Annotated in this window: 23 protein-coding genes; 6 read left to right on the top strand and 17 right to left on the bottom strand. The window is 43.9% G+C overall.

Annotated features, from left to right (window positions below; all coding sequences use genetic code 11):
• Nucleotides 1-108: 108 nt before the first annotated feature.
• The 9 genes from MSG93_RS02735 to MSG93_RS02695 form a co-directional block, all read right to left on the bottom strand.
• Nucleotides 109-1,998, bottom strand: a complete 1,890-nt coding sequence (locus MSG93_RS02735; protein ID WP_165569296.1) for a M48 family metalloprotease — start codon at nucleotides 1,996-1,998, stop codon at nucleotides 109-111.
• A gap of 101 nt (nucleotides 1,999-2,099) precedes the next feature.
• A complete protein-coding gene (gene purF / locus MSG93_RS02730) occupies nucleotides 2,100-3,638 on the bottom strand; it encodes an amidophosphoribosyltransferase (protein WP_324620440.1) in 1,539 nt (512 codons plus the stop codon).
• A 24-nt stretch (nucleotides 3,639-3,662) separates the two neighbouring features.
• The gene (locus MSG93_RS02725) at nucleotides 3,663-4,256 is read right to left on the bottom strand and encodes a CvpA family protein (RefSeq protein ID WP_005229822.1); all 594 of its coding nucleotides are present in this window, start codon (nucleotides 4,254-4,256) and stop codon (nucleotides 3,663-3,665) included.
• 1 nt (nucleotide 4,257) lies between these two features.
• The gene (locus tag MSG93_RS02720) at nucleotides 4,258-5,265 is read right to left on the bottom strand and encodes a quinone-dependent dihydroorotate dehydrogenase (protein WP_262754390.1); all 1,008 of its coding nucleotides are present in this window, start codon (nucleotides 5,263-5,265) and stop codon (nucleotides 4,258-4,260) included.
• Nucleotides 5,266-5,696: 431 nt separating this feature from the next.
• Complete coding sequence (gspM, locus tag MSG93_RS02715) at nucleotides 5,697-6,176, bottom strand: type II secretion system protein GspM (protein ID WP_324620436.1); 480 nt, start codon at nucleotides 6,174-6,176, stop codon at nucleotides 5,697-5,699.
• Nucleotides 6,176-7,315: a type II secretion system protein GspL gene (gene gspL / locus MSG93_RS02710; protein ID WP_005229816.1), complete on the bottom strand. Its 1,140-nt coding sequence runs from the start codon at nucleotides 7,313-7,315 to the stop codon at nucleotides 6,176-6,178. Before gspL ends, gspM begins: the two co-directional genes overlap by 1 nt.
• Nucleotides 7,316-7,355: 40 nt before the next feature.
• Nucleotides 7,356-7,811, bottom strand: a complete 456-nt coding sequence (gene sixA / locus MSG93_RS02705) for a phosphohistidine phosphatase SixA (protein WP_005229814.1) — start codon at nucleotides 7,809-7,811, stop codon at nucleotides 7,356-7,358.
• Nucleotides 7,812-7,886: 75 nt separating this feature from the next.
• Complete coding sequence (locus MSG93_RS02700) at nucleotides 7,887-8,960, bottom strand: NAD(P)H-dependent glycerol-3-phosphate dehydrogenase (protein ID WP_005229812.1); 1,074 nt, start codon at nucleotides 8,958-8,960, stop codon at nucleotides 7,887-7,889.
• Nucleotides 8,961-9,008: 48 nt separating this feature from the next.
• Nucleotides 9,009-9,587, bottom strand: coding sequence for a nitroreductase family protein (locus MSG93_RS02695; protein ID WP_199950343.1), 579 nt, complete (start codon nucleotides 9,585-9,587; stop codon nucleotides 9,009-9,011).
• 255 nt (nucleotides 9,588-9,842) lie between these two features.
• On the opposite strand from MSG93_RS02695, the gene MSG93_RS02690 reads away from it, so the two are divergent.
• On the top strand, nucleotides 9,843-10,226 hold the full coding sequence (locus tag MSG93_RS02690; RefSeq protein ID WP_005229807.1) for a hypothetical protein: 384 nt from the start codon (nucleotides 9,843-9,845) through the stop codon (nucleotides 10,224-10,226).
• 48 nt (nucleotides 10,227-10,274) lie between these two features.
• Here MSG93_RS02690 and MSG93_RS02685 read toward each other — a convergent pair whose 3' ends face one another.
• Complete coding sequence (locus MSG93_RS02685; RefSeq protein WP_324620430.1) at nucleotides 10,275-10,529, bottom strand: hypothetical protein; 255 nt, start codon at nucleotides 10,527-10,529, stop codon at nucleotides 10,275-10,277.
• 151 nt (nucleotides 10,530-10,680) lie between these two features.
• Entirely contained in the window at nucleotides 10,681-11,868 is a 1,188-nt protein-coding gene (locus tag MSG93_RS02680) for a phosphoglycerate kinase (protein WP_005229804.1), read from the bottom strand.
• A gap of 140 nt (nucleotides 11,869-12,008) precedes the next feature.
• On the opposite strand from MSG93_RS02680, the gene MSG93_RS02675 reads away from it, so the two are divergent.
• Complete coding sequence (locus MSG93_RS02675) at nucleotides 12,009-12,392, top strand: DUF2237 family protein (protein WP_005229802.1); 384 nt, start codon at nucleotides 12,009-12,011, stop codon at nucleotides 12,390-12,392.
• Complete coding sequence (locus tag MSG93_RS02670) at nucleotides 12,392-12,985, top strand: Maf family protein (protein ID WP_324620427.1); 594 nt, start codon at nucleotides 12,392-12,394, stop codon at nucleotides 12,983-12,985. Before MSG93_RS02675 ends, MSG93_RS02670 begins: the two co-directional genes overlap by 1 nt.
• 42 nt (nucleotides 12,986-13,027) lie before the next feature.
• On the opposite strand, the gene MSG93_RS02665 is transcribed toward MSG93_RS02670, so the two are convergent.
• Entirely contained in the window at nucleotides 13,028-14,518 is a 1,491-nt protein-coding gene (locus MSG93_RS02665) for an MFS transporter (protein ID WP_324620425.1), read from the bottom strand.
• Nucleotides 14,519-14,644: 126 nt separating this feature from the next.
• Here MSG93_RS02665 and MSG93_RS02660 point away from each other — a divergent pair, with 126 nt between their 5' ends.
• Both MSG93_RS02660 and MSG93_RS02655 read left to right on the top strand, forming a co-directional pair.
• On the top strand, nucleotides 14,645-15,244 hold the full coding sequence (locus MSG93_RS02660; RefSeq protein ID WP_005285036.1) for a TetR family transcriptional regulator: 600 nt from the start codon (nucleotides 14,645-14,647) through the stop codon (nucleotides 15,242-15,244).
• Nucleotides 15,241-15,759, top strand: coding sequence for a GNAT family N-acetyltransferase (locus tag MSG93_RS02655; RefSeq protein ID WP_324620423.1), 519 nt, complete (start codon nucleotides 15,241-15,243; stop codon nucleotides 15,757-15,759). The genes MSG93_RS02660 and MSG93_RS02655 overlap by 4 nt, the downstream gene beginning before the upstream one ends.
• On the opposite strand, the gene MSG93_RS02650 is transcribed toward MSG93_RS02655, so the two are convergent.
• The 3 genes from MSG93_RS02650 to MSG93_RS02640 form a co-directional block, all read right to left on the bottom strand.
• Nucleotides 15,756-17,009 (bottom strand): serine hydrolase domain-containing protein, encoded by a 1,254-nt coding sequence (locus MSG93_RS02650; RefSeq protein ID WP_324620421.1) that lies wholly within the window; start codon nucleotides 17,007-17,009, stop codon nucleotides 15,756-15,758. The genes MSG93_RS02655 and MSG93_RS02650 overlap by 4 nt on opposite strands.
• Before the next feature lie 79 nt (nucleotides 17,010-17,088).
• Entirely contained in the window at nucleotides 17,089-17,943 is an 855-nt protein-coding gene (locus tag MSG93_RS02645; protein ID WP_324620419.1) for a MaoC family dehydratase, read from the bottom strand.
• A gap of 65 nt (nucleotides 17,944-18,008) precedes the next feature.
• Nucleotides 18,009-19,400 carry a 3-oxoacyl-ACP reductase gene (locus MSG93_RS02640; protein ID WP_324620417.1) on the bottom strand — a complete coding sequence of 464 codons (1,392 nt, stop codon included), beginning with the start codon at nucleotides 19,398-19,400 and terminating at the stop codon, nucleotides 18,009-18,011.
• 223 nt (nucleotides 19,401-19,623) lie between these two features.
• On the opposite strand from MSG93_RS02640, the gene MSG93_RS02635 reads away from it, so the two are divergent.
• Nucleotides 19,624-21,159 (top strand): acetyl-CoA C-acetyltransferase, encoded by a 1,536-nt coding sequence (locus MSG93_RS02635; RefSeq protein WP_324620415.1) that lies wholly within the window; start codon nucleotides 19,624-19,626, stop codon nucleotides 21,157-21,159.
• Between the two features lie 85 nt (nucleotides 21,160-21,244).
• On the opposite strand, the gene MSG93_RS02630 is transcribed toward MSG93_RS02635, so the two are convergent.
• Both MSG93_RS02630 and MSG93_RS02625 read right to left on the bottom strand, forming a co-directional pair.
• Entirely contained in the window at nucleotides 21,245-23,752 is a 2,508-nt protein-coding gene (locus tag MSG93_RS02630; RefSeq protein ID WP_324620413.1) for a tetratricopeptide repeat protein, read from the bottom strand.
• 123 nt (nucleotides 23,753-23,875) lie between these two features.
• A complete protein-coding gene (locus MSG93_RS02625; protein WP_324620411.1) occupies nucleotides 23,876-24,229 on the bottom strand; it encodes a hypothetical protein in 354 nt (117 codons plus the stop codon).
• Nucleotides 24,230-24,318 lie beyond the last annotated feature (89 nt).

Raw genomic sequence — 24,318 nt, 5'->3', positions numbered from 1 at the left:
GGTAATACAAGAATAAAAATAAATGGCAAGCTTACCTTGAAATGGCAGCATTTTATGTGTTTGTCACGTAACGTTTTTATCAAAAAAACACGTGCAAGCGAATGTCCCTTAAATAATCATCAGACTATTTTTCTTTTGCATTTGCTCAACCACTTCGTGTGTATCAAAACCCAGACGCCAATATAAAAGCTCTAAAACATCCAGCTCATCCTGGGTAATAATCCGGTCGTTCCACAGACATCTTTCTGCAATCGACAAAATATTGAGGCGATCGCGCAATAACAAGCCTGACACATCATTCAGGATTTCCGCCAGATCCAGTGGCTCATCCGAAATATCGGCATAGGTTTGCATTTCGTCTTCAGTCAACAACAATTGCAAGATACGTTCCCGCACCTCAAGCTGATTTGGACTGTTAATTTGCTGAACATGCAGCAAGGCATCAATCAAATGCACAATCTGGGATTTCACATCTTCAAAAGCCGCAGGTAGATGGGCCGGCATTAAATTCAGTTCATGTTTGACGCGTTCCAGCAACAAAGCATCCAGCAAGCCCACTTCCCCATCTTCCTGAATAATACAGGCCAGCTTGGTAAGAAATTGACGGGCGATACTGGCTGGCATGTGCCCAATATTCTTGCAGGCATCATGGAAAATCTGCACATGGATACGTCCATCCAGATTCAGTAAGGCATCGACGATGGCATGGCTGACCGGTGCATCCTGTGGAATAAATTCACGATATTGACGGATCATCAAAATCGCCACCATCACCTCACGCGAACCCGTTGCGGTTTGCATGGCGCGCTGAATCAATTCAGGGCGTTTCTTGTTTTTACGTATCTCTGGGTTAAGCGGCTTAATCGCATCGTTCAAGGCAAAGCTAATTGGCGACAAACGCAACAGCGGCAAAGGCTGCGGTGAGCTCCACGGCGTGGTAATGTCGGTGGTTTCTTCTTCCAGCGAACGAAACAGGCTAAACAAAGGACGATTACGCAGTTTTCTGAGATTTTCCAACTGTAAATCTTGCAATAAGGTCGGGTTCAATTCATAGATGCGATCTTTAATGCTGGGATGAATATTCATCCAGCTTTGCGGGCTCAATGAGTTGGCAAAACACATATGTGAAATGGATTCAGAATAGGCGCTATGAATTTGCGAACCGGAATGATGCACGTAAATCCGCAATAAGGTTTGAATATTGGCATTATTATTCATCAATCGCATGGTCTTGAGATCATTGCGAAAAGTTCGCCCACTCAAGGTAAGGTATTTAATTGCACGAGTAATCAAAATACCTAAACTACCAATCAGCCAGATCACGCCCCCTATCGCGACAAAGATGGTTTCAAACTTATTGCGATACGAGGTTGCATAGGGACTATAGCCCGCTTGAGCCAGCTTACTGCCCCATTGGCTAAATGTGGTTAAGCCACTGTATAACAATTTTAGCTTGGTATTTTCGACGGCTTCTCCGGATAGAATCTGGTTAAACTCATAACTGAGCAAGCCATACAGTTCCAACTCATCCAGGTTTTGCAAAGCCCCCCAGGTCAGGATAATTACAATATCCTGTGATCTGAAGCCTGCGGTTAAGGCATTTACCCCGACTTCATCCGGTAATACATAGACAGCAGGAGGATCGATGGAAAAACTTTTGGCAACTTGCTCCACAATTTTTAATGCCGTACTTTCTTCCGGTGTACTTTCATCAAATACCAGACGTCTGGCTTTTAATTGCTTGGCAAGTGAATGCCCACCTTCACGGAGTACATATAATTCTGCGCCGACCGACCAGAACAGCACACAAATCAGCAATAAAATAAAATAGGGACTCAGCGCATGCCACCAGATGGGCTGGGTATAATCAAAAAAATGAACCACCAAACCTAAAATTAGATTAAGAATAAAAACGGTCAATAACATCGCCAGCCAACAAAAGCTCATTGACCATGCAATATTCTTATTTTCGATTAAGTAATGGCTCATTTCTCTCAATGTAAATTTTCCTGATTACATTGTTTCTATTAAGGACTTCCGTATCCGCTATCATAAAATAAAAAAGCGGGAAATTCCCGCTTTTCTATGGACCAAAAGGTTTACATTTCTTTGATACCGGTTAAATCTACCGAAGCGGCATCAATATTCACATCGATATAGCTATCCAGTTTATTTTTGGCAGAGTCGCTACGTTTTTGCTCAAGTTTATCAAGGTAAGCCTTGTCAATACCACCTGCGACATAAATACCATCAAAGACTGAACAATCAAATTCAGTCAGATCTGGCACTTTACTGGTACGCACGGCATTTTTCAAATCTTCCAGATCCTGGAAAACCAGACGGTCTGCACCAATATTTTCACGGATTTCTTCCACGGTACGTCCTGATGCAATCAGTTCAGCCTTGGCTGGCATATCAATACCATAGACGTTTGGATATTTCACCATTGGCGCGGCTGAAGCAAAGAATACTTTCTTCGCACCCGAATCACGTGCCATCTGGATAATTTCGTTACAGGTGGTGCCACGCACAATCGAGTCATCAACCAGAAGTACATTCTTGTCTTTAAACTCAAGCTCGACCGGATTCAGTTTTTGACGAACCGATTTTTTACGCTGTTGCTGACCTGGCATAATGAAGGTACGTCCGATATAGCGGTTTTTCATAAACCCTTCACGGAATTTCACCCCTAAAATATTGGCCAACTCTAAAGCGGAAGTACGGCTGGTATCCGGAATTGGAATCACCACATCAATATCGTGCTGCTCACCCCATTCTTTCAAAATCTTGTACGCCAGCTTCTCACCCATTTTCAAGCGGGCTTTATACACGGAAATCCCGTCGATCGTGGCATCTGGTCGCGCAAAATACACGTATTCGAAAATACATGGACGATATTCTGGGTTTGCAGCACATTGCTTGCTAAACAACTGACCATTTTCATCAATGAAAATCGCTTCACCTGGCGCAATATCACGCTCAACTTTAAAACCGAGTGCGGTAATCGCAACTGACTCAGAAGCGATAATATATTCAGTGCCTTGCTCAGTTTCGCGAGAACCGTAGACCAGCGGACGGATACCATTCGGGTCACGGAAGCCGACCAGACCGTGGCCTGTGATCATGGCAACCACGCCATAAGCACCTTTACAACGCTCATGTACGCGAGAAACGGTGTGGAAAATATCGTCCGGAGTTGGATTTAAAGTGCGAAGCTTTTGCAGTTCATGCGCAAATACGTTGAGCAGGACTTCTGAATCGGAATCCGTATTCATATGACGTAAATCTGTTTTAAACAGGTCATCATGAATTTCTGCGGCATTGGTCAGGTTACCATTGTGTGCAAGGGTAATCCCGTAAGGAGAGTTTACATAAAACGGCTGTGCTTCAGCACTGCTGGATGAACCTGCGGTTGGGTAACGCACATGTCCAATCCCGTAGTTGCCAAGCAATGCACGCATGTGACGGGTATGAAATACATCGCGTACCATACCGTTATCTTTGCGGAGAAATAAACGCCCTTGGTGGCAGGTTACGATCCCTGCGGCATCCTGTCCTCGATGTTGCAGCATCGTTAAGGCATCAAATAACATTTGGTTCACTGGTGATTTACCGGCTATCCCAACAACTCCACACATAGCAACCTCGCGACAAGCTAGCGATTAATAAAAAGGATTTTTCGTCGAATGATCAGAACGCTCAGTGACTGATGCACGTTCCGATTCGTCCATTTCTGGTGAAGGGCGATGTAATAGCGCACCTTCGGATGTCATTTGATGTAAGGCTTGATTTGCCGCATCTTTGGACATTTCAGTTGCCAAAGGTGCGTAAGGTAATAAAATTTGTACAAATTTAGACTGTTTCCAGTGCGGTGAGCTTTCAACCCATGGTCCAAGCCCCTGCATAGTGATCAGCACAATCAAAAGGCCTTTGAGCGAACCAAAAGCGCCCCCTGCTAAACGATTTAATGGGCCCAGTTTTAAACTTTTCAAGAGCCCGTTGAGTAATGCCGAAACAATCCAGGTACACACCACGATGATCAATACGATAAAAGCAAAAGCTGCAATTTTTTGCACAACCGGGTCTTGGCTCAGACTGCTCATCGCAGGGGCCAATAACACAGCGTATTTTGCTCCAATGATCAATGCAAATATCCATCCGATCAAGTTGGCAAAGGCTTTAATAAATCCTTGGCGCAAACCGTTCAGCCCTCCAATGAGCAAGATGACCAGAATAATGATATCAAGCGTGTTCATTTCACAATGTCATCGCATTAACACAATCTTTAATCAGGGTCGGACCGGTATAAATCAGTCCGCTATAGACCTGAACGAGGCTCGCTCCTGCCTGTTGTTTCGCAACCGCATGTTCGCCTGCCAGAATACCGCCAACACCAATCAAAGGAATCTGGCCCGCAAGTACTTTCGCAAACTGACGCAAACATTCGGTACTTTTCTCAAATACAGGCGCACCAGACAAACCACCCGCTTCATTACCGTTTTCCAGGTTTTCGACACCTTCACGGCCCAGCGTGGTATTGGTCACGATGAGACCATCAATCTTGAATTGCAATAATTGTGCTGCAATAAAATCAATATCTTCTGCAGTGAGATCAGGTGCAACTTTAAGCACCAGAGGAACATAATGATTATATTGTTTTGCCAGCTCTAGTTGTCGATCTTTTAATGTTTGTAACAACTCTGTCAGTGCGTCACCACTTTGTAAGCTACGTAAGTTTTTGGTATTTGGCGATGAGATATTCACCGTAACATAGGAAGCGTAATTATAAACTTTTTCGAGACAGATCAGATAATCAGAAACCGCATCTTCAACTGGCGTATCGGCATTTTTACCAATGTTAATACCTAGCACACCTTTAAATTTTGCTGCCTTGACATTCTCAATCAGTTTATCCACGCCGTCATTATTAAAACCCATACGGTTAATAATGGCTTTTGCCTGAGGAATACGGAATAAACGCGGTTGAGGATTACCTGCTTGTGGACGTGGGGTAATGGTTCCAATTTCGATAAAACCGAAGCCTAAAGCTGCTAAAGCATCAATATGCGCACCATTTTTATCCAAACCAGCGGCAAGACCTACAGGATTCGGGAATTCAATGCCCATACATGTCACAGGTTTTGCTGCTACTTTCTGATGCATGAAGCCAATTTTATGGGCTTTATCCAGCATTGAAAGTGTAAGTTCATGTGCACGCTCTGGCGCTAAAGTAAACAACAAAGGGCGAGCCAATGAATATAACATACCAATCACAGTCTACTGTTTTTTCAAGTAGGCATATTATAGGCATAGGCGTATCAAAACGCCATGCCTGACATAGGGTTATTTTTTAAGGTCTGGTGACATTTCAGCCATATATTGCCTGACTTCAACAAAACCATTCAAACGAGACTTCAAATGTAGATAAGGAGACCCCGTTGGCAAACTTTATAAGCCAGTTTGCTGATTTTTTGCTTTAGTCCCAACAACCTATTTATATTCTGAAAAAAATACGCCGGACTGCTCTAGACAGGAAGCTATGCAGTAGTATTCCTCATACAACCGACCTTCGCTGACTTTGTTTACGGTTTATGATTGAGTTCCAGTGTCGCCCGTTAAGAAAGACCATGTATTACAAAAAGGCTACGCATTCAGGCTGAGCCCTCATACTGTGTAAAAAATCCAAAACCCTGATGTTATTGCACTGTTGCAGTCAATTTAATCTGATTGTTGTTTGATACCATCTCCATTTTTTGAATGCTAATGCCCATTTGTGACAACTGCATTAAAAAGTTAGCTAAAACAGCATAGTTCTGATGTTCTGCCACCAGTTGAATCTGTTCTCCATTTTGCTGGGAGGAGACAGCCAGGCCCTGCTGCTGGGCAGTACGCTGAATCTTGTCTGCAGCGGACAGTGCAAGATCATTAGCAGGCTTCATGGTAGCAGCATTACTCTGCATCCAGACGGTCAGATCCTTGAGTTCATTTAAACGTTTTTGCTGTTGATCGGCCAAAGCGTGCATTTTCCACAAGGAAAAACCAATAATAGTCACGATCACAAAGATGGTCGTAAAAATAACCATCACGCGCTCACGTACAGATAAACCTTGCAGATAGTCATTAAGCGCTTCAATTTTCTGGTCGAAGCTGTTTTGTAAACGTGTTAGTGCTTTCATTATTTTACTTTTACCACCCCGATTGCGCCGACACTGTCCGCCTGCACATTACCTAACTCAGCCTGAAAACCTTGTTGATTTAATTGCTGGGTCAGCCCTTGCAGATCTTCTGCCGATTTTGCCTTGAGTGACATGGCCAGTGTTGAAGCCTCATAGCTGACTTGCTGGGCCACAATCTGTTTTTGCATCAGGATAGGCCCGACACGACTCAACAATGAAAGTGCCTGAGTATCGCCCAGCTGACTCATCCGTAACTGGCTTTCAAACTGGCTCTTGATATTTTGTTCAGTGACCCTGATATTTTCGCCGAACCAGTATTTATACTGGTCAATGGCTTGAGCAGCGGTCTGATCCGCGACTTTTTTCAGTTTCGACCAGCGTAAGGCATCATAGCCTAGTTGCACCACGATCACAGCCAACAGTACTGCCGCTGCAGCTTTCCAATAACCCGACCATTGGGTTTCGGCATGTTTTGACTTCGGCAAAACATTAAACGGATGCTGTTTTGCTTTTAACAGCGGCTGAAATTGATAACTGAATTCCGTGCGCTGGTCTTTGCTGGATGCCGTTGCCAGACTGTCCATCTGGGCAGCATTTAAATTGGCAAACTTAAACTGCGTTTCAGCTGGCTGGAACTCAAGAAATAAACCCAGATCATCCACCGAGTTCCCCAACCATGCATTTTCCCTGACCAATAATTGATCATAGAGATTGACCAGCACCACTTCATGCTGTGCGGGTTCAGGCAAAATCAAAAAGTCAGGCAAGAAGGCACTGATCTGGACAGGTAACAGACTAAGTGCATGTTGCCAGGTTTCAATAGTTGACTGTGCTACCCCCAGAATACTGACCTGATCCTGCTGAAAATGATGGACCACTTTCATCTGGTCAATCGGCAAGCTTACAAACTCTTCCAGAAGATATTTAATCCCTTCTTGACCCAGTTGCTTGTAATGTACCTTGGTCATCGCCTGTTGCAACATCTGCGCATGACGGCTTGGAAAATAAACCACGGTCTCTTTTCCGCTATGCGCCTGCAAGTCTTGAATCAGTTGCTCAAGACTGTCTGCCTGCAACCAGTTTTCCCCAGCCGACCAATACCATGTTCCATTGGTTTCGGGCATCCATAAATACAGCATCGGTGTTCAGTACCCTTATCCTAACGCGGATATATAAAAATTATAATGTTGGCGTAAAACGGTTGTTTTGTGTCGATAGTCCATTCGCGATCACAGCTTGATCATAAATACGGGCTTCTGCCAATGCAAATGGATTAAAGTTCTCATGGGTCAACTGTTCAGCAATATGCGCTACCACATTCATATGACAGACCACTGCAATTGACTCATACGGTAATTTTGACAACCATTCAATCGCATCTTTGGCATCATCATCCGGTTTGATTTTATCGCAAATCAATACGGGAATACCGTGAAAATGTGCCTTGATATGGGCCAAAGTTTCCTGGGCACGCAACAAAGGGCTCACCACAAAGATGTCTGGCTGAATTACATCTTTTAAAAACTGCCCGGTTTGCTCAGCCTGCTGATGACCACGCTGGGTTAAGGGGCGTTGCATATCGTTTCCATTAATGGCTGGAGACGCTTCACCGTGACGAACTAAAGTTAACTGCATAAAACGACCTTATTTTTTATAGCGGTATCATAACGCGAATAGATGACAGTTTTTTGATACATCTCATGATTTTGCTTAGACTTCATGATGAGGTAAAACAAACTCTACATCACTACGATGACCATTTTTCATTAACGACAATGCAATATTCATGGGTGGTGCGCCTTCAAAAATCACTTCATATAGCGCATTGGTAATCGGCATATATACATCCAGTTCTTGTGCTTTGGTACGCACCTGAACAATGGTATTAATCCCTTCAGCGGTCTGCCCCAATTCTTTGCTTGCCTGATCCAGTGTTTTACCTGAACCCAGCGCAAAGCCAATCTGATAATTACGGCTTAATGGACTATTACAGGTTGCGAATAAATCACCGACACCCGACAATCCCAAGAATGTTAAAGGATTGGCACCCTGCTTGACCGCAAAACGACTCATCTCAGCCAAGGCACGGGTCAGGATCATACTCTTGGTATTTTCACCAATCTTGTAGGCATCCCCCATCCCCATCGCCACGGCATAGATATTTTTCAATGCACCGCCCAATTCCACACCATGCACATCATCGCTACCAAACACACGGAATAAAGCACTGTGTAAGGCATGCTGAACGGCATAGCGAACCAGTTCAGAATCACTGGCAATCACCGTACCTGATGGCATACCTGCCATGATTTCTTTGGCAAGGTTGGGACCCGATAACACACCGTAGGGTACTTCCGGCAATTCTGTGCGAATAATATCGCTCATGAAACTGAAGGTTTTGGCCTCAATCCCTTTGGTCAATGAAACTACAGCCTGAGAAGTAATAAACGGTGCAATCTGCTTTAACACATCACGAAATGAATGGCTCGGAATCGCCACCAGAATAATGTCACGGTCACGTACTGCAAGCTCCAGATCAGCGACTGCACGCAATCCGGCTTCCAAAGTAAAATCAGGTAAATAGCGTTTATTGACGTGAGTCTGGTTAATTTCTTCTGCGACGGCAGCATCACGAATCCAGATCATGGTATCGCAGCCATTACGCACGGCCAGGTTAGCCATGGCTGTACCAAAACTACCACCACCCAATACTGTAATTCTTAATGCTGTTTTTTGATCTACAGCCACCGGTTCAACTAAATCGCTAAATTTTAACTCTGTCATTTTTTATCCTGAAACCTGTTTTCTTTCTTTCATCATTACAAACCGAGCTTAGTTTGCTTGCCACACCTTGACAAAATCCTGACTGTTTATTTCTGCACGTGGTGCAATCGCCTTTGCCGCAGTGCCAATATAAATAATTCCTGAAATTAAATCTTGCTCTTTTAAACCCAACTGCTGTTTTAACCAGTTTGACTCAACGACGGCACCTGAACGCCACATGCTGGCAAACCCTTGGGCCTGTAAAGATAACAAGAAGTTCTGAATCGCTGCGCCCGTGCTCAGGATCTGTTCAAAGTGCGGTACTTTGGGATGATCCTGAAGCGTCGTTAAAGCCAGAACCAGCAACGGTGCACGGAACGGATGCTGCTTGACCCGATCGAGCTGGGCAGGATCTGTTTCTCCGAGGTCTGCCAAGGCTTTAGCCAGATGCTCACCAAAAGCAGCGCGTTGCTCAGCAGTAACGATGACAAAACGGGTCGGTTTTAAACGATGATGATCTGGGGCAGTCAGCGCAGCTTGCACTGCTTTTTCAAGTTGTTCTGTATTCGGTGCAGGCTCAATGAGTTGCCCAATAGATTGACGTTGATGAATATTTTGATGAATTGTCTCTATATTTGAGTCCGTCATTGAAATGAATCTAACTAACACAAGGATGGCGCTAGATTAGCATAATCTGAATCAATTCCACTATGCCTAATTCCTGCTTGTAAGGATGGGTTATATTGCTTTTTTGTCAATAAATGGAAAACCTCATGATTACTAAGCTCATCATTCATTTGACAAAATTAACAGAGTCTCTGCATAAACTGTACATAACCTGCCAAAGCACCCATAAATTATATGTTCAAATAATATGATTATGTAATCACTTGAGAACAAGCAATGAAAAAAACCTTCATCATGAGTTTACTTGGTGGCCTAGCATTGGGTCTGACGGCATGTGCATCTACACCGACCAATACCTTGGCCATTCAAAAAGAAAATAATCAGTTTGAAGTGACGGGCATTGGTAAAACCAACCTGATCGCCAAAAATAATGCGATTAGTGCTGCTCAAAAAACCTGTAACCGCAATACCTCACCTGTTGTTGTAGATGAAAAAACCGCCTATCAAGGCGTACTCAAAGGTGTGGTGGATGAGCAAACCGGCAAGATGGTTGAAGCCGCCGCAGGTGTGATTGGCACCATTACCGGTAAAAATGCCTCTTTAGCCAAAGATGATGATTATCAGACCACTCTCACCTTCTATTGCAAGGCCAACGCCTAAATACAAAAAAGCCGATGTTTCTACATCGGCTTTTATTTTATTTATGGCTTAGTGAGCTTGGCTCGCAGCAACTTCCGAAGCCGCCCCATGCTCTGCAACATTGCTATTATGTTCATCTAGATTGGGCTTATCAATGGCATCAATTGCAGCTTGTTGTTCGGGAGTGGTCTGTGTCGATTGAGTAGATACAGCAGAAGCTGCCTGATCTTGCTGTTCAGCATTTTTCGATTCATCTTTCTTTGCACATGCAGTCAGCATGATTGGAGCAATGATTAGCGCGGCAAGGGTCAATTTAAATTTCATCACGTCTTTCCACAGTAACTTGATTAACTTGTGACAAGCATATTTCAGATATATGACACTTTAATGACGACCCTGTTATACAAAAGTAAAAAGAGCCGATTTAAATCGACTCTTTTTTATTTCTTTATTTAATCAAAGCGCTACGTCTTGATTAAGCACGTTCAAGTAGAACCGCAACCGCCGGTAAAGTCTTGCCTTCTACGAACTCAAGGAAAGCACCGCCACCGGTTGAGATATAACCAATTTGGTCAGCAACTTCATATTTATCAATCGCAGCCAATGTGTCACCACCACCTGCAATCGAGAAACCAGCAGATTCAGCAATCGCCAAAGAAAGTGCTTTGGTCCCTTCACCGAATTGATCCACTTCAAATACGCCCACTGGGCCATTCCAAAGAATGGTTTTTGAAGATTTCAGGATTTCTGCAAATGCTTTAGCCGTTTCAGGACCAACATCCAGAATCATATCGGTGTCAGTCACATCTGCAACATTTTTCACAACAGCTTGCGCGCTTGCCAATGAACCCAGGAAGTCTTCAAAGTTGATCTGACTGGCATCTGCAACCACAACATCCGTTGGCAATGGTACACTGACTTTTGCAGCAATTTGTTTTGCCGTTTCAACCAGGTCAGCTTCGTAAAGTGATTTGCCCACGTTATAACCTGCTGCTGCAAGGAAGGTATTGGCAATACCGCCGCCAACAATCAATTGATCGCAGATGGTAGACAATGAATTTAATACATCAAGCTTGGTTGATACTTTAGAACCGGCAACAATCGCCACCATTGGTTTTTCTGGGGTTTGCATGGCACGACCAAGCGCATCTAACTCAGCAGCCAGTAAAGGACCTGCCGCTGCGATTGGTGCAAAACGTGCTGCACCTTCTGTTGATGCTTCTGCACGGTGCGCTGTACCAAATGCATCCATGACGAATACATCACAAAGCGCTGCATATTTTTTTGCCAGTTCTTCGTTATTCTTCTTTTCACCGTGGTTGAAACGCACGTTTTCAAGTAATACCACCTGACCTGCTGCAACGTCCACACCATCTAGATAGTCTGTAAATAATTTAACGTCTTGACCCAAAGCTTTACTTAAATAAGCAGCAACTGGCGCAAGTGATTGTTCTGGTTTTGGCTCACCTTCTACAGGACGACCCAAATGAGAAAATACCATCACTGCCGCGCCTTTCTCTAAAGCAGCTTTAATAGTCGGCAATGCCGCACGTAAACGTGCATCACTGGTAATTTCCCCATTTTTTACAGGAACGTTTAAGTCTTCACGAATAAGGACACGTTTACCTGCTAAATCAAGATCAGTCATGCGCTGAAAATTCATGGATGGCTCTCTAGTTGATTTTAAAAACGGCACAATTTTAAATGATTCTCTGAAATAAAGGTGAGTTTTTTTGCAGAAAAGCTGCCGAAGCCGTCACTTTTGATTATGATAATCAACGTCACTCGATCTTTATTATTATTATGTCTATTCATCCAGATCCTAAAATTAATCGTTTAAATGTGCTTGGCGAACCTTTAGCCAGCTGTTGTTATGATCCCTTAACCGGATATTTCCGTAATGGTTTTTGTCACACCGCGGTCACCGATTCAGGCCAACATACCATGTGCGCGCAAATGACCTCTGAATTTCTGAATTTCTCACAAAAAGTCGGCAATGACCTGATCACCCCCTTACCTGAAGTCGGCTTCCCAGGTCTTAAACCGGGTGACTTCTGGTGTATCTGTGTAACGCGCTGGGTTGAAGCCTATCAGGCTGGGCATGCACCGCCGATCAAACTGAATGCATGCCACAACGCGGTACTACACTATGTACCGCTCAATATTCTTGTGGAATATGCAGTGTAATGCGTCAATATGAACTGATTCTGGCGTCCGGCAGCCAGACCCGTAAAGACCTCATGGATCGTTTAAGGCTGGATTATCGCAGTATCTCGCCTGATATTGATGAATCTGCAACAGGTGAATTACATGCCGACGATTTGGCTAAACGTCTCGCTTTTGAGAAAGCAGCTGTAATTGCTGCGCAACATCCAGATGCGATTGTGATTGGTTCCGATCAGGTCGCTTGGCGTGAATACGCCCCCTATGATTTTATTGGCAAGCCGCTGAGTGTTAAAAATGCCATTCAGCAATTACAGGCCAACTCGGGTCAAACTGTATTTTTCAGCACTGCGCTCAGTGTTCAACATGTACAGTCTGGCTTTGAAACGACACGGGTCGAACATTACCAAGTCAAATTTCGTCAGCTGACCTTGGCAGAAATTGAGCGCTATATTGAGATTGACCAGCCCTTGCATTGTGCCGGTAGTTTTAAATGTGAAAGCTTGGGCATTAGCTTATTTGAAAGAATGGTGGGTGATGATCAAACCACCTTGATGGGCTTGCCGATGATTCAGTTGTGTAAAATCTTACGTCAGTTTGGGATAAACGTTCCTTAAAAAAACACCCTGATCTAAACTACTTTAGATCAGGGTCAATCATTATTCCTCAACGACCTTGACTCGCTTTGGTAAAGCAAACCAGATAAAGATCGACAAGATCAAGAATAATAAGGCTGCCACATTCAACACGGAACGATGCGATTGGCTAAAAGCCTGTTTTGCAGCTGCAATCACATGCTCAGCAATCATGGGCTGTAATTGCTTGGCAGCCTGAACTGCCTCACCAATCGAGCTACTCACCTGTTCAATGATGCCAGATGGCACATCGGTTGGTACCACAATCGAGTTGGCGTAGAACCATGACAACATCAGACCGAAAAAGGCAATGCCTAGGCCTGCACCCAATTCATAAGCCATGCCTTCAATTGCCCCTGCTGCCGTGGCTTTACTTGGCGGCACTGACGACATAATGGCCGAGGTGGACGCCAGTAAAGCAATTTCTACGCTGATTCCCAGCACAACCATCCAGCTCCAGACCTGCATCTTCGCCTGCATAAAGTCTGTACTGGCCAGGCCCCACAAACTGACAGCACTCATCAACATCCCCAGCGACGCCACCGAACGCAGTCCAAAACGGTTGACCAGCATACTGGCAATTGGACCACCCAGACTGATCGCCACCATAAACGGTAAAATGAATGCACCCGCAGCCAATGGCGAAAGCTGGTAAACAAATTGCAGTTCCTGTGAAATCAGCAATTCAAAACCGACCAGTGCCATCATGGAGACAATTGCCATCACCACACCCGTTGCAATCACCGGATGTTTAAACAATTGAATATCGATCATTGGCGAAGTTGAGGTGAGCTGTTTACGGATAAAGCCCACCAGCAAACTAAAACCCACTGCGAATATCAACACCGACCAGATGCTAAAACCATGCATCACGGTTTTCACGGCATAGATCATGCTCAGGATCGCAACCACCAGCACAATCGCCTGTAACAGATTAAGGTTCTGTTTTGGTTGCCCTGCCTGTTTTGGAATCACGAAGACTGTTAAAGCCAATACAGCTAGCATAATCGGCACATTAATCAGGAACACTGAACCCCAATGAAAGTGCTCAAGTAAAAAACCACCGAGCAACGGACCAAAGGCAGCACCGCCCCCGCCGACCGTTGCCCAGATGCCAAGCGCAAAGTTACGTTGCTTTTCATCCAGGAAGGTATTACGGACCGCAGATAAAGTGGCAGGCAGAATCATGGCCGCACCTACGGCCAGTAAAGCCCGCGAACCAATCAAGGCATAAGCAGTCGAAGAGAATGCGGCTGCCAGTGATGCCAGACCAAATAAGATGCCGCCAATGATCATCAGGCGTTTAAAGCCAATTCGGTCACCCAATGCACCCATGGGTAAAATCAGACCGGCCATAACTAGAGAATAGATATCAATAATCCACAGCAACTCATTTGCTGTTAAAGAAAGTGACTCACTCAACGTTGGTGTCGCCACGTGTAAAACGGTTGCATCAATCGATACTGGGAGATAGATCAATACAACGATTGCAAGAATTAACCACTTGCGTGACATAAATGCCTCTAAATTGGACAATTGTTCAAATTGATGTCATTATAACCAAAATTGAACGCTTGTCCAACTTTTAAATTTGGAGTAGTGTGTTCCCGATTTATATCCTGGTAGAGGTGCGAATAAAGAATGGCTTATTTAAATCGCGAACAACGTCGTGAAATGATTCTACAGGCAGCCATGCAGGTCGCCTTAAACGAAGGTTTTTCTGCGATGACTGTGCGCCGCATTGCCACCGAAGCCCAAACCTCGACAGGACAAGTCCATCATCATTTTGCCTCCAGCTCGCATTTAAAAGCAGAAGCATTTATCAAACTGATGCAACAACTGGACGAAATTGAAAATCAGGTCAGCACAGCCAATGCCTTACAACGTCTTTCCCTCCTGCTGGGTTGCGAAAACATTGAACAGATTCAGCCTTATTTAAGACTTTGGAATGAAGCTGAAGTGCTGATTGACCAAGATGAAGAAATTAAACGGGCCTACAATATCGCCATGCAAGATTGGCATCTTTCCATTGTCAATATGATCAATGAAGGTCAGGCACAGGGAGAGTTTCATTTTGAGAGCAATAGCCATGACATTGCATGGCGGTTAATTGCATTTGTCTGTGGTCTGGAAGGAATTTACAAACTCGGGCTGAATGGTTTAAATGAAATTGACTTTAAACGTCATACCGAAGCCATGATTCAGGCAGAATTGTTTAAAACTAAAATGAGCAAACAATGAAACCACCTTTATTACAAAGCCAAAGACTTAATTTATTTACGTTTCAACTGGATGATCTTGCTGATATCTACCCATGCGTTACAACAACGCTAACGCGCTATATGAGTTGGGAGCCTGCACACAGTTTTGCAGAGCAGGAAACAATTGCTCAGCAATGGTTAGTCAAAGCAACAAAGCATAGCGACCAACACTTTGTATTGCGCCATAAACAAGAGCAGCGTTTTATTGGCCTGATCGGTGTGCATGGTATGCAGACGTCGACACCGGAACTCGGATTATGGATTCGGGAAGATTGCCACAATCAAGGCTTTGCCAAAGAAGCGATTTTAGAAGTATTCCGTTGGGCCTCTACTCATCTATCCGCTCAATATTTTTTATATCCAGTAGCAGTCGATAATCAGCCTAGTCGTAAACTGGCTGAATTTTTAGGGGGCACTATTGCTGCATACAAGACTGAACGTAAATATGAAGCAGTGATTTATCATATTCCGCCCTATCAAAATAAGAGCAATTAAAACCAGCCTTTGCGCCCATTTAAAATTGCATCGGCACAACGTAATGTTTCTTGACTCAGGCCCCACAAACGATAATCACCGGTTGCTGAAGTCACATTAAAATTGTGGGTATAAGCAAAACTCAGTTCACGATCAACATCACACCAAGCCCCCGAGCCATTAAAGCCCACATGTCCAAAGCCGTGGGGCGCACGTTTGCCCAGGGTGAGAATACGGTGGTAGCCCAAACGCCAGTGCATTGGAATCGGCATGACCTGATCACGTGTTTTGCTTTGTACCGTACTGAGTTGCTTGAACACTTCTGGTCGAATCAGTTGCTGACCTTGCCATTGCCCCTGATTGGCCAGCATGGCATACACTTTAGCCAGACTATCTGCAGTAAATACACCATTGGCTGCCGGAATGACCGCTTGTAAGCCCTCATCACTATAGAAGCTAAAATGGCGCATCCCTTTAGGAATCATGGCATCCTGAAAATCTTGCGGGTTTTGTCCTGAAAGCTCTAATAAGCGTTCCGATAAAGAGGCTTTACGGGGTTGACTGTTTTTCTTGTTCTGCGGTTTAGCTTGAGATGCCGTTTTGGGTTTTTCCAATAAACGTGCAACACGATCTAATTCTGAAGCAGGCGTTCCAAAATAAGCGCCATCCAGTTCAAGCGGTTGTACCAGATAACGTTGCATCAGCCAGCTTAACGGCTGTTTGGCTGCTTTCTCAATCACACCACCCAAAATCCACCCATAGGTCAAGGGTTGATAGGCAAAACTTTGTCCTGCCGCAAAACGCGGTGTTGCTGCAGCCACCACATCCAGCATATGCGACCAATCCAGCATTTCTGTCGCAGTATCAATCATATTGCGAATATCAAACAAACCGCTTTGATGGGATAACACATGACGCAAGGTAATATTGGCCTTGCCATTTTGAGCGAATTCAGGCCAATAATGTGCAATCGGCTGCTCATAATCCAGCACGCCTTCACTCACTAAAATATGTGCCAGCGTTGCAAGAATCCCCTTACCGGTTGAATAGCACATGGCCAAGGTATCGGCTTGCCAGTCTTCATGTTGAGATTTTTTCCCCGTGAAAATATCAACAACTTTCTGCCCTTGAAAATACACCACCAATGCCGCGCCACCTTGCTGACTACGTGCATCCTGTAAACGGCTAAACTGGTGAGCCAGATCAATAAAGCGTTCATCAACGCTACCGTGATAATGATATGTATCCGCAAATAATAATTCTTTAATCAAAGCTCAATTCCTTATGATATTTATGTTTTTATGGTCTCCCTATTGCGCACAACAGGGAGCATTACAATTTAAGAATAGATTAAAGTGCCTTCACTGTACCTGCCACATGTGGCTTTTTAGATTTCAGATTACGGATCAGGAAATCTGTTTGCTTTGCTTCAGCTGCGGTAAGGAACTCAACCGTTGAAGGTAAATACATTGGCAGTTTAAACCAGACATCAGCTTCATAAGCTGCTGGAAGCTCAATGCTCGCCAAAGCTTTGGCCTTGCTCCACATACCATGTGCAATCGCCTGTTTAAAGCCAAACGCTTTTGCAGTCACCGCATGAATATGAATTAGATTAAAGTCGCCAGAAATCACCGCATAACGGCGCCCAGTATTTTCTGAAATATTCCACTCTGCTTGTGGTTGATAAGCGGGTTCTTGCGTATCTTTAGCTTTTTCGCCTGCTTTTTTCTCAGTTTTCTGACGTGATAAATAGGTAGTTAAACTTTCCATCACCACTTCACCGGCAACTTTGGCAGTGGTAATGAAATCAAATTGCAAACCTTTGTCGTGCGGTTTTAGTTCACCAAACTTGCATGACAACGTGATTTGCTCATTCACACCAATATTACGTATTTGCTTGATCTGGTTACGAATATGCACCAAACCCAAGATCGGGAATGGAAATGCTTCGCTGGTCATCATGTGCATTTGCAGACTTTGCGACAAAACCGCCAGATAAATTGCAGGTACAACACCATCATTTTTAAAACCACAAATCTCGTTATAGCTTTCTAAATGTTTGCTATCAATTTTAAGTGCATCTACCACATACTCAACTTGTGGCAGAACTTTTTCACCTTTTGGCTTTTTGAAAATGAGACCTTGAATGACTTTTGGATAAGCTAAATAAGGTTTTGGCAACTGACTAAAATGACGTGTATTCATAATAAACCTTTCAATATTTTTATAAAAAAGGGATGCACAAGCACCCCTCTTCAAAACCCTAATGCTTAAGCACCTAACAAGCTTTGACCACAGACGCGTACCACGTTACCAGTCACACCTGTTGAACCAGTAGATGCATACCACGCAATTGCTTCAGCTACATCTACAGGTAAACCACCTTGATTCATTGAGTTCATACGGCGACCAGCTTCACGAATCGCGAATGGAATCGCAGCAGTCATTTGCGTTTCAATGAAACCTGGTGCAACTGCATTGATGGTAATACCATTTTTCAATGTCGGCGCAGTAAATTTAACCAGACCGATCACCCCTGCTTTAGATACTGCATAGTTGGTTTGACCGAGGTTACCCGCGATACCACTGATTGATGATACACAAACGATACGGCCATTGGCATTTAAACCGTCATGAGATAGTAAGTAATCGTTAACACGTTCAATGGCAGACAAGTTGATGTTAATGACAAGATCCCAAAGCTCAGGCTTCATATTTGCCAAAGTTTTGTCACGGGTAATCCCTGCATTATGCACGATCACGTCTAAACCGCCTTGTTTTGCAGCAGCAGTCTTGATTTTTTCACCCGCATCCGCAGCCGTAATGTCGATTGCGAGTACTGAACCGCCAATTGAACCTGCCACACGCTCAAGATCCGCTTGTTGTTGCGGTACATCTAAACAAATGACATGTGCACCATCACGCGCCAATACATGTGCAATCGCTTCACCGATACCACGGCTCGCACCGGTAACCAATGCTGTTTTACCTGCAAGTGGCTTCGCCCAGTCTAAATCAGCCACATCAGCTTTAGATACACGGATCACTTGACCTGATACATAAGCAGAACGTGGTGAAATCAAGAAACGTAAAGTTGATTCAAGGTTCGCTTCTGCACCTTGGTCGACATAAACCACTTGAGCAGTAATGCCTTTTTTGAACTCTTTACCAATAGATTTGATGAAACCTTCAAGCGCACGTTGTGCAATCGCCTGTTTGACTGTTTTTGCAGTTTCAGGTGTGGTACCGATCACAATCACACGACCTGAACTTGAGATTTGACGAGCGATTGGATTGAAAAAGTTATACAACTCTTTTAACTGCTCAGAATCCTGAATGCCAGAGGCATCAAATACAACCGCTTTGAATTTAGATTCTTTATCATCGGCATTTAATGGACGCAGATTTAAACCGACTTTTGCAGCAGTCTGCTGTAACTCAACATTATTACCGACATAGCTATCTGCATGAATATTGCTAAGAACTTGAGCAATCGCAGCAGAAACCGTACTTGATGGTGCTGCGCCAAGCAATACTGCCCCATTCACAACAGGTTGGGCACTTTCAAAACGATCTAGCGTCACTGGTGATGGCAGACCTAAATTTTTTACAACAAATTTACCTAAAGGTGATTGTGTAAATGCTTGGTATTGATCAGTCATGGTTATTATCTCTCATACAAATGAATTTGTTACAAACACATGAATCATGTTGGGATATGGCATGAAATCAATGTCTGATTGACTCATCACAAATCATACTTGAGTTCATGTCTGGATGTCTTGACCTGAATGTGGTCGCAAGCGTCATTCTAGTCAATACAGCTGTATGGGAAATATGGTATGTTTGTAGCAAGAATATCGCAATTATGCTTGGAAAAGCCTTATGAGCAAAACAACTCAAGAAAATCCAGCAGTCGACAATTCTGCTCAGGAGAATGTGTCAAATACATCAACAGCAGCTTCTACGAAACGTAAAACTGCGAGCACAACTCCAAAAGCAGCAACCACGACACCAAAAACAACGCGTGCCCGTTCTACAACACGTAGTGCAGGCGCTGCAAAAAGCGCTGCGTCTTCTACAACGACGAAAGCAGCGACTGCTAAAACAACCAAACCTTCTGTTCAACAGGATAAAACCATGAGCCAAAACACTGTGCGCCGTGTTGCCATTATCGGCGGTAACCGTATTCCTTTCGCTCGCTCTAACGGCGCTTACTTCACAGCTTCTAACATCGACATGTTTACAGCTGCGTTAAACGGTTTGGTTGAGCGCTTCAACCTGCAAGGTCAACGCCTAGGTGAAGTGGTTGCGGGCGCAGTATTAAAGCACAGCCGTGATTTTAACATGACGCGTGAATGTGTATTAAATACGCAACTTGCACCAGAAACCCCTGCTTATGACATTCAACAAGCATGTGGTACAGGTTTACAGGCCGCTTTCCTGGTCGCAAACAAAATTGCTTTAGGTCAAATCGAAGTGGGTATCGCAGGTGGTGTTGATACCACTTCTGACGCGCCAATCGCTTTCGGTGACGGCTTACGTAAAGCCCTGCTTGAGCTTAACATTGCCAAAACAGGTAAAGACCGTTTAAAAGCTTTAGCGAAAATCAATGTAAAAGACCTGATGGATGCGCCTAAAAATGGTGAACCACGTACCGGTTTATCAATGGGTGACCACCAAGCAATCACTGCGCTTGAGTGGGGTATTCCACGTGAAGAACAAGATGCGCTAGCTGCTTCTTCTCACCAAAAAATGGCAAAAGCATACGAAGAAGGTTTCTTCGATGACTTAATCACGCCATTCCTGGGTTTAAGCCGTGACAATAACTTACGTGCTGACTCAACTGCCGAAAAACTGGCAAAATTAAAACCAGTGTTTGGTAAAGGCGAAGCTGCAACCATGACAGCAGGTAACTCTACACCATTAACTGATGGTGCGTCATGCGTTCTTTTAGCGTCTGAAGAATGGGCGAAAGCCAATGGTCACGAAGTACTTGCTTACCTGACTTTCTCTGAAACTGCTGCGGTTGATTTCGTGGGCAAGAAAGAAGGCTTATTAATGGCCCCTGCTTATGCAGTTCCGCGTATGCTTGAGCGTGCTGGCCTTAAACTTCAAGATTTCGACTACTATGAAATCCACGAAGCATTTGCATCACAAGTACTTTCTACCTTGAAAGCTTGGGAAGATGAAAAGTTCTGTAAAGAGCGTTTAGGTCTAGATGCACCTTTAGGTTCAATTGATCGTAGCAAACTCAACGTTAAAGGTTCTTCTTTAGCTGCGGGTCACCCATTCGCCGCTACAGGTGGTCGTATCATCGCGACGGCTGCGAAAATCTTAAACCAAAAAGGTTCAGGTCGTATCCTTGTTTCGATCTGTGCTGCGGGTGGTCAAGGTGTGACCGCGATTATTGAAAAATAATTGCTCACCGACTGAAGCAAAAAAAGCTGAATCACTTGATTCAGCTTTTTTTATTGCTCAGTGCTTTACTGCGCTTACGCCCTGCTTAATCAGATGCAGATTCATCAAGTTGTATAGCATTACTTACGATATATTCCTGCCAGTGCTGATATTTTTCAGGATTTTTAAACTGTTCCGATTCAGCATAATAATGCAGTAACTGCTTCAATGCATAAGCATAATCAGCATACTGCAATGCCTTCTCGAAATATTGAATGGCCTTTTTAATATTCTGCTTAAACTGATGCCCTGCTTCATACATCAGCGCATAATAGATCGCCGTATATGCTTCGTCTTTATCACGCTTAATCAGCTTGGCAACTTGAGCATACTCCGCCTGTTGATAGTAGATATCAGCAAGCTGTTCTCCACTGAAATAAAACTGCTGCTCGGCACGTTGATAATATGTTTTGGCAAGCTCCAGATCCTGTTCAACCTCAATCCCGTCATAATAAAACCCTGCCAGATTTTTGCAGGCTTGCCCGTTACCCAATTGTGCACTCTTGTTAAAACATTCAATCGCCAGTTGGACATCCTGCTCAATTCCGTGCCCGTTAAGATACATACACCCCAGATTGTTCCAACCCCACGAATTGTTCAGTTGCACTGCTTGCCAGTAATAGTCCAGCGCGCGCACATAATCTTGCTGCACACCTTCACCGTTATTATAAATCAGGCCCAAGGCCACCATACTCTCACTATCCCCCTGATCCACAGCAGCCTGATAATATTGTATGGCTTGCGCAATATCATGATGTTCTTCAAAAGATTGCGCCATTTTTAACAAGGTGTTGACCTTCAGCTGGCCAAAATAGCTATCGCCTTGGGCGGCCTTCCAGCGTGAATAGAACTGCTCGAAAAATCTTAAATCCTTGCCTTGGAAATTAAAGCGCCGCAGATAAAATTGAGCAATCTGATCAGGGTCAGCTTGTACCAGTTGACGCTGCGGGTTGATAAAAAATACATTCAGCGCTTTGAATAAAGTTAATAGCCCTTGTTCCGGGTCATAACGCTCAATTGCCGGCGCAATATAATCAAAACCTGTTGTTCCCTGCATGTTTTGTTTTGCATCGTAGTAATGGCTTCCCGCTGTTGTGATGCACTGGAACAAGCCGTGACTGACATGCTGGATACGCTTAAACTGATTGGCAAGCGGGATCAGCCATCGCTGTTGCTTGGCATCGAATAGACCATATTGCCCTGCATGTTCAAAAGGATAAATATCTTCGAGTTCATGCAGATATTCTCCCTCAATCAGCTTATCCATACCTTGCGGCAACAAAAAGCGATGGGTTTCGGTCTGATAGACAGACCATTGCTTATTTTTGCAATAAGCAAAACTACAATAACCATACCCCGACCATTCCTTTAGCTGATCAATATCATCAATCAGTAACTCGCCATTTGGTTTTAGTACACAAATCTTGCGCTGGAACTTATTCGGCTTGACCCATAAATAGCCATTACTGAGCGGTTGTAGTACATCTTCAATATACTCTCCCAGATAGCTGCCGTTACTCAGGAAATAACGTCTCTTTGCCGAGCCTTTTTGTGCGCAGTAATACAGCTTAACCTGTTCATTTAAATAATCCAGATCGAAAGGATGATCCGATGATTCAGCGACAATAGCCTGATGCTGGAGATTAACCAGGCGATACTGGCCTGCTTTAAATACATTAAAAACATCCGAGTAAAGTAGCTGCTCTACCGCTTCATAGTAGGCGGGAATCATCCATTGACCATCTTCCACACAGATTAGGCCTTCTAATTCCGGCTTTTCCTGTGGATGAACCACTGCATAATTTATACCTTCCAGTTGAAAACTGTCATAGGCATCTGCAAACTGAGCTTCGAGCAGAATCTTCCCATAATGATTGAGATAACCATATTGTGCATTGCGCTCAAATACGGCAATCCCCTCATCATTAAACGCCCAGATCTCGCTCATCTGCGGTGCAAGAACAACTTCTCCCTGACGGTTTCTGAGTCCCCATAGGCCATTTTCCTCAAAGCTTTCCGATGCATCCCGATAAAGTGATTCTTCCCAATAGCCCAGTCCCCATTGCACCCAGTCTGTCTGTAAGATATCCCAAAAGTTTTCATAGCCCGTTCTGGCTAATACCGCATCCAGAACAGTTAGATCCCGTTGCTCCAGAGCCTGATCATACAAGGCTTTTTTATCCAGGATGTCTTCAAGCCATTGCTGTGCCTGCTGACGATGACTGTCCTCATTCATATTAAAGACATCAGTGGCATCCATTTCTATCTGTTCATAAGGCAAGTGCTGTAACAGCTCGAACATGGTCTGCTGGGCCTCTACACAGCCCGCCTGTTCACTGAATTGATATTGTTCATTTAATAAATCGTAAAAACGTTGTAAGTACTCAACACCACCTTGGCGGTCAAAGTACAGCAAATGCCCCTTACGGGAAGGTTGTGCAAAAAACAGCGGAAGTAACAACTGTGGAATTTCATATTTCCACTCACCTAGATAGCCCAAATCGCTATGCTGTTTATCTTTATTAACATTATATAAATAAATACGATGTGCCATTCAGTTGTCTCTAGTTATTATCTTTATGAAAGTTCATACCCGAATATAGGGTAAGACTACACTTTTGTAGCCACGCCTTATATGTGCTGGTTACTTGATGGAGGGTGTTCGACTTATACTGCTCTATCTCGCCCGTTTAAACTTCACATAATAATCATTTAAAACTTTAATTGCTTGCTTGAGTTCTTTGAGATTTTCTTGATTATTTCCCAACCGCTCAACAAAACGTTGCGAGTGTAATTCCAGATCAATTTTTTCATTAATTTGTGGTGCAATCCGGAACAGCTTTTCTAAATCATCAAATCGTTCTAATTTTCGGTTTGAGAAATATTCCAGACGAAAACCCAAATCATTCAGTACCACACCATTTAAAATTGGCCCCTGCTCAGCATCAAAAGACAGAGCGTGTTCTTTTAGAAATAGTTGCTCGGGTGTTTCTTTAGAACTTTTAAATAAGTTGCTCAGTTGGCTTAACATTTCAAGATCACATCATTATTTTTTCAACTGTATTAAACCGCTAAACCCATAATTGAAGCAACCTCCCTAGCAGTTGATATAAAAAAGCA

It is taken from the genome of Acinetobacter sp. IK40, assembly GCF_035615075.1.
GTDB lineage: Bacteria > Pseudomonadota > Gammaproteobacteria > Pseudomonadales > Moraxellaceae > Acinetobacter > Acinetobacter courvalinii.
This window is presented reverse-complemented; position numbering and strand designations above follow the sequence as displayed.

Coding starts and splice junctions, on each gene's coding strand:
- MSG93_RS02695 (WP_199950343.1), bottom strand. CDS start 9,587: ATGACGGACTCAAATATAGAGACAATTCATCAAAATATTCATCAACGT.
- gspM (WP_324620436.1), bottom strand. CDS start 6,176: ATGAAAGCACTAACACGTTTACAAAACAGCTTCGACCAGAAAATTGAA.
- MSG93_RS02625 (WP_324620411.1), bottom strand. CDS start 24,229: ATGTTAAGCCAACTGAGCAACTTATTTAAAAGTTCTAAAGAAACACCC.
- purF (WP_324620440.1), bottom strand. CDS start 3,638: ATGTGTGGAGTTGTTGGGATAGCCGGTAAATCACCAGTGAACCAAATG.
- MSG93_RS02640 (WP_324620417.1), bottom strand. CDS start 19,400: ATGACTGATCAATACCAAGCATTTACACAATCACCTTTAGGTAAATTT.
- MSG93_RS02690 (WP_005229807.1), top strand. CDS start 9,843: ATGAAAAAAACCTTCATCATGAGTTTACTTGGTGGCCTAGCATTGGGT.
- MSG93_RS02675 (WP_005229802.1), top strand. CDS start 12,009: ATGTCTATTCATCCAGATCCTAAAATTAATCGTTTAAATGTGCTTGGC.
- gspL (WP_005229816.1), bottom strand. CDS start 7,315: ATGCTGTATTTATGGATGCCCGAAACCAATGGAACATGGTATTGGTCG.
- MSG93_RS02725 (WP_005229822.1), bottom strand. CDS start 4,256: ATGAACACGCTTGATATCATTATTCTGGTCATCTTGCTCATTGGAGGG.
- MSG93_RS02630 (WP_324620413.1), bottom strand. CDS start 23,752: ATGGCACATCGTATTTATTTATATAATGTTAATAAAGATAAACAGCAT.
- MSG93_RS02660 (WP_005285036.1), top strand. CDS start 14,645: ATGGCTTATTTAAATCGCGAACAACGTCGTGAAATGATTCTACAGGCA.
- sixA (WP_005229814.1), bottom strand. CDS start 7,811: ATGCAGTTAACTTTAGTTCGTCACGGTGAAGCGTCTCCAGCCATTAAT.
- MSG93_RS02680 (WP_005229804.1), bottom strand. CDS start 11,868: ATGAATTTTCAGCGCATGACTGATCTTGATTTAGCAGGTAAACGTGTC.
- MSG93_RS02645 (WP_324620419.1), bottom strand. CDS start 17,943: ATGAATACACGTCATTTTAGTCAGTTGCCAAAACCTTATTTAGCTTAT.
- MSG93_RS02655 (WP_324620423.1), top strand. CDS start 15,241: ATGAAACCACCTTTATTACAAAGCCAAAGACTTAATTTATTTACGTTT.
- MSG93_RS02700 (WP_005229812.1), bottom strand. CDS start 8,960: ATGACAGAGTTAAAATTTAGCGATTTAGTTGAACCGGTGGCTGTAGAT.
- MSG93_RS02720 (WP_262754390.1), bottom strand. CDS start 5,265: ATGTTATATTCATTGGCTCGCCCTTTGTTGTTTACTTTAGCGCCAGAG.
- MSG93_RS02670 (WP_324620427.1), top strand. CDS start 12,392: ATGCGTCAATATGAACTGATTCTGGCGTCCGGCAGCCAGACCCGTAAA.
- MSG93_RS02635 (WP_324620415.1), top strand. CDS start 19,624: ATGAGCAAAACAACTCAAGAAAATCCAGCAGTCGACAATTCTGCTCAG.
- MSG93_RS02685 (WP_324620430.1), bottom strand. CDS start 10,529: ATGAAATTTAAATTGACCCTTGCCGCGCTAATCATTGCTCCAATCATG.
- MSG93_RS02665 (WP_324620425.1), bottom strand. CDS start 14,518: ATGTCACGCAAGTGGTTAATTCTTGCAATCGTTGTATTGATCTATCTC.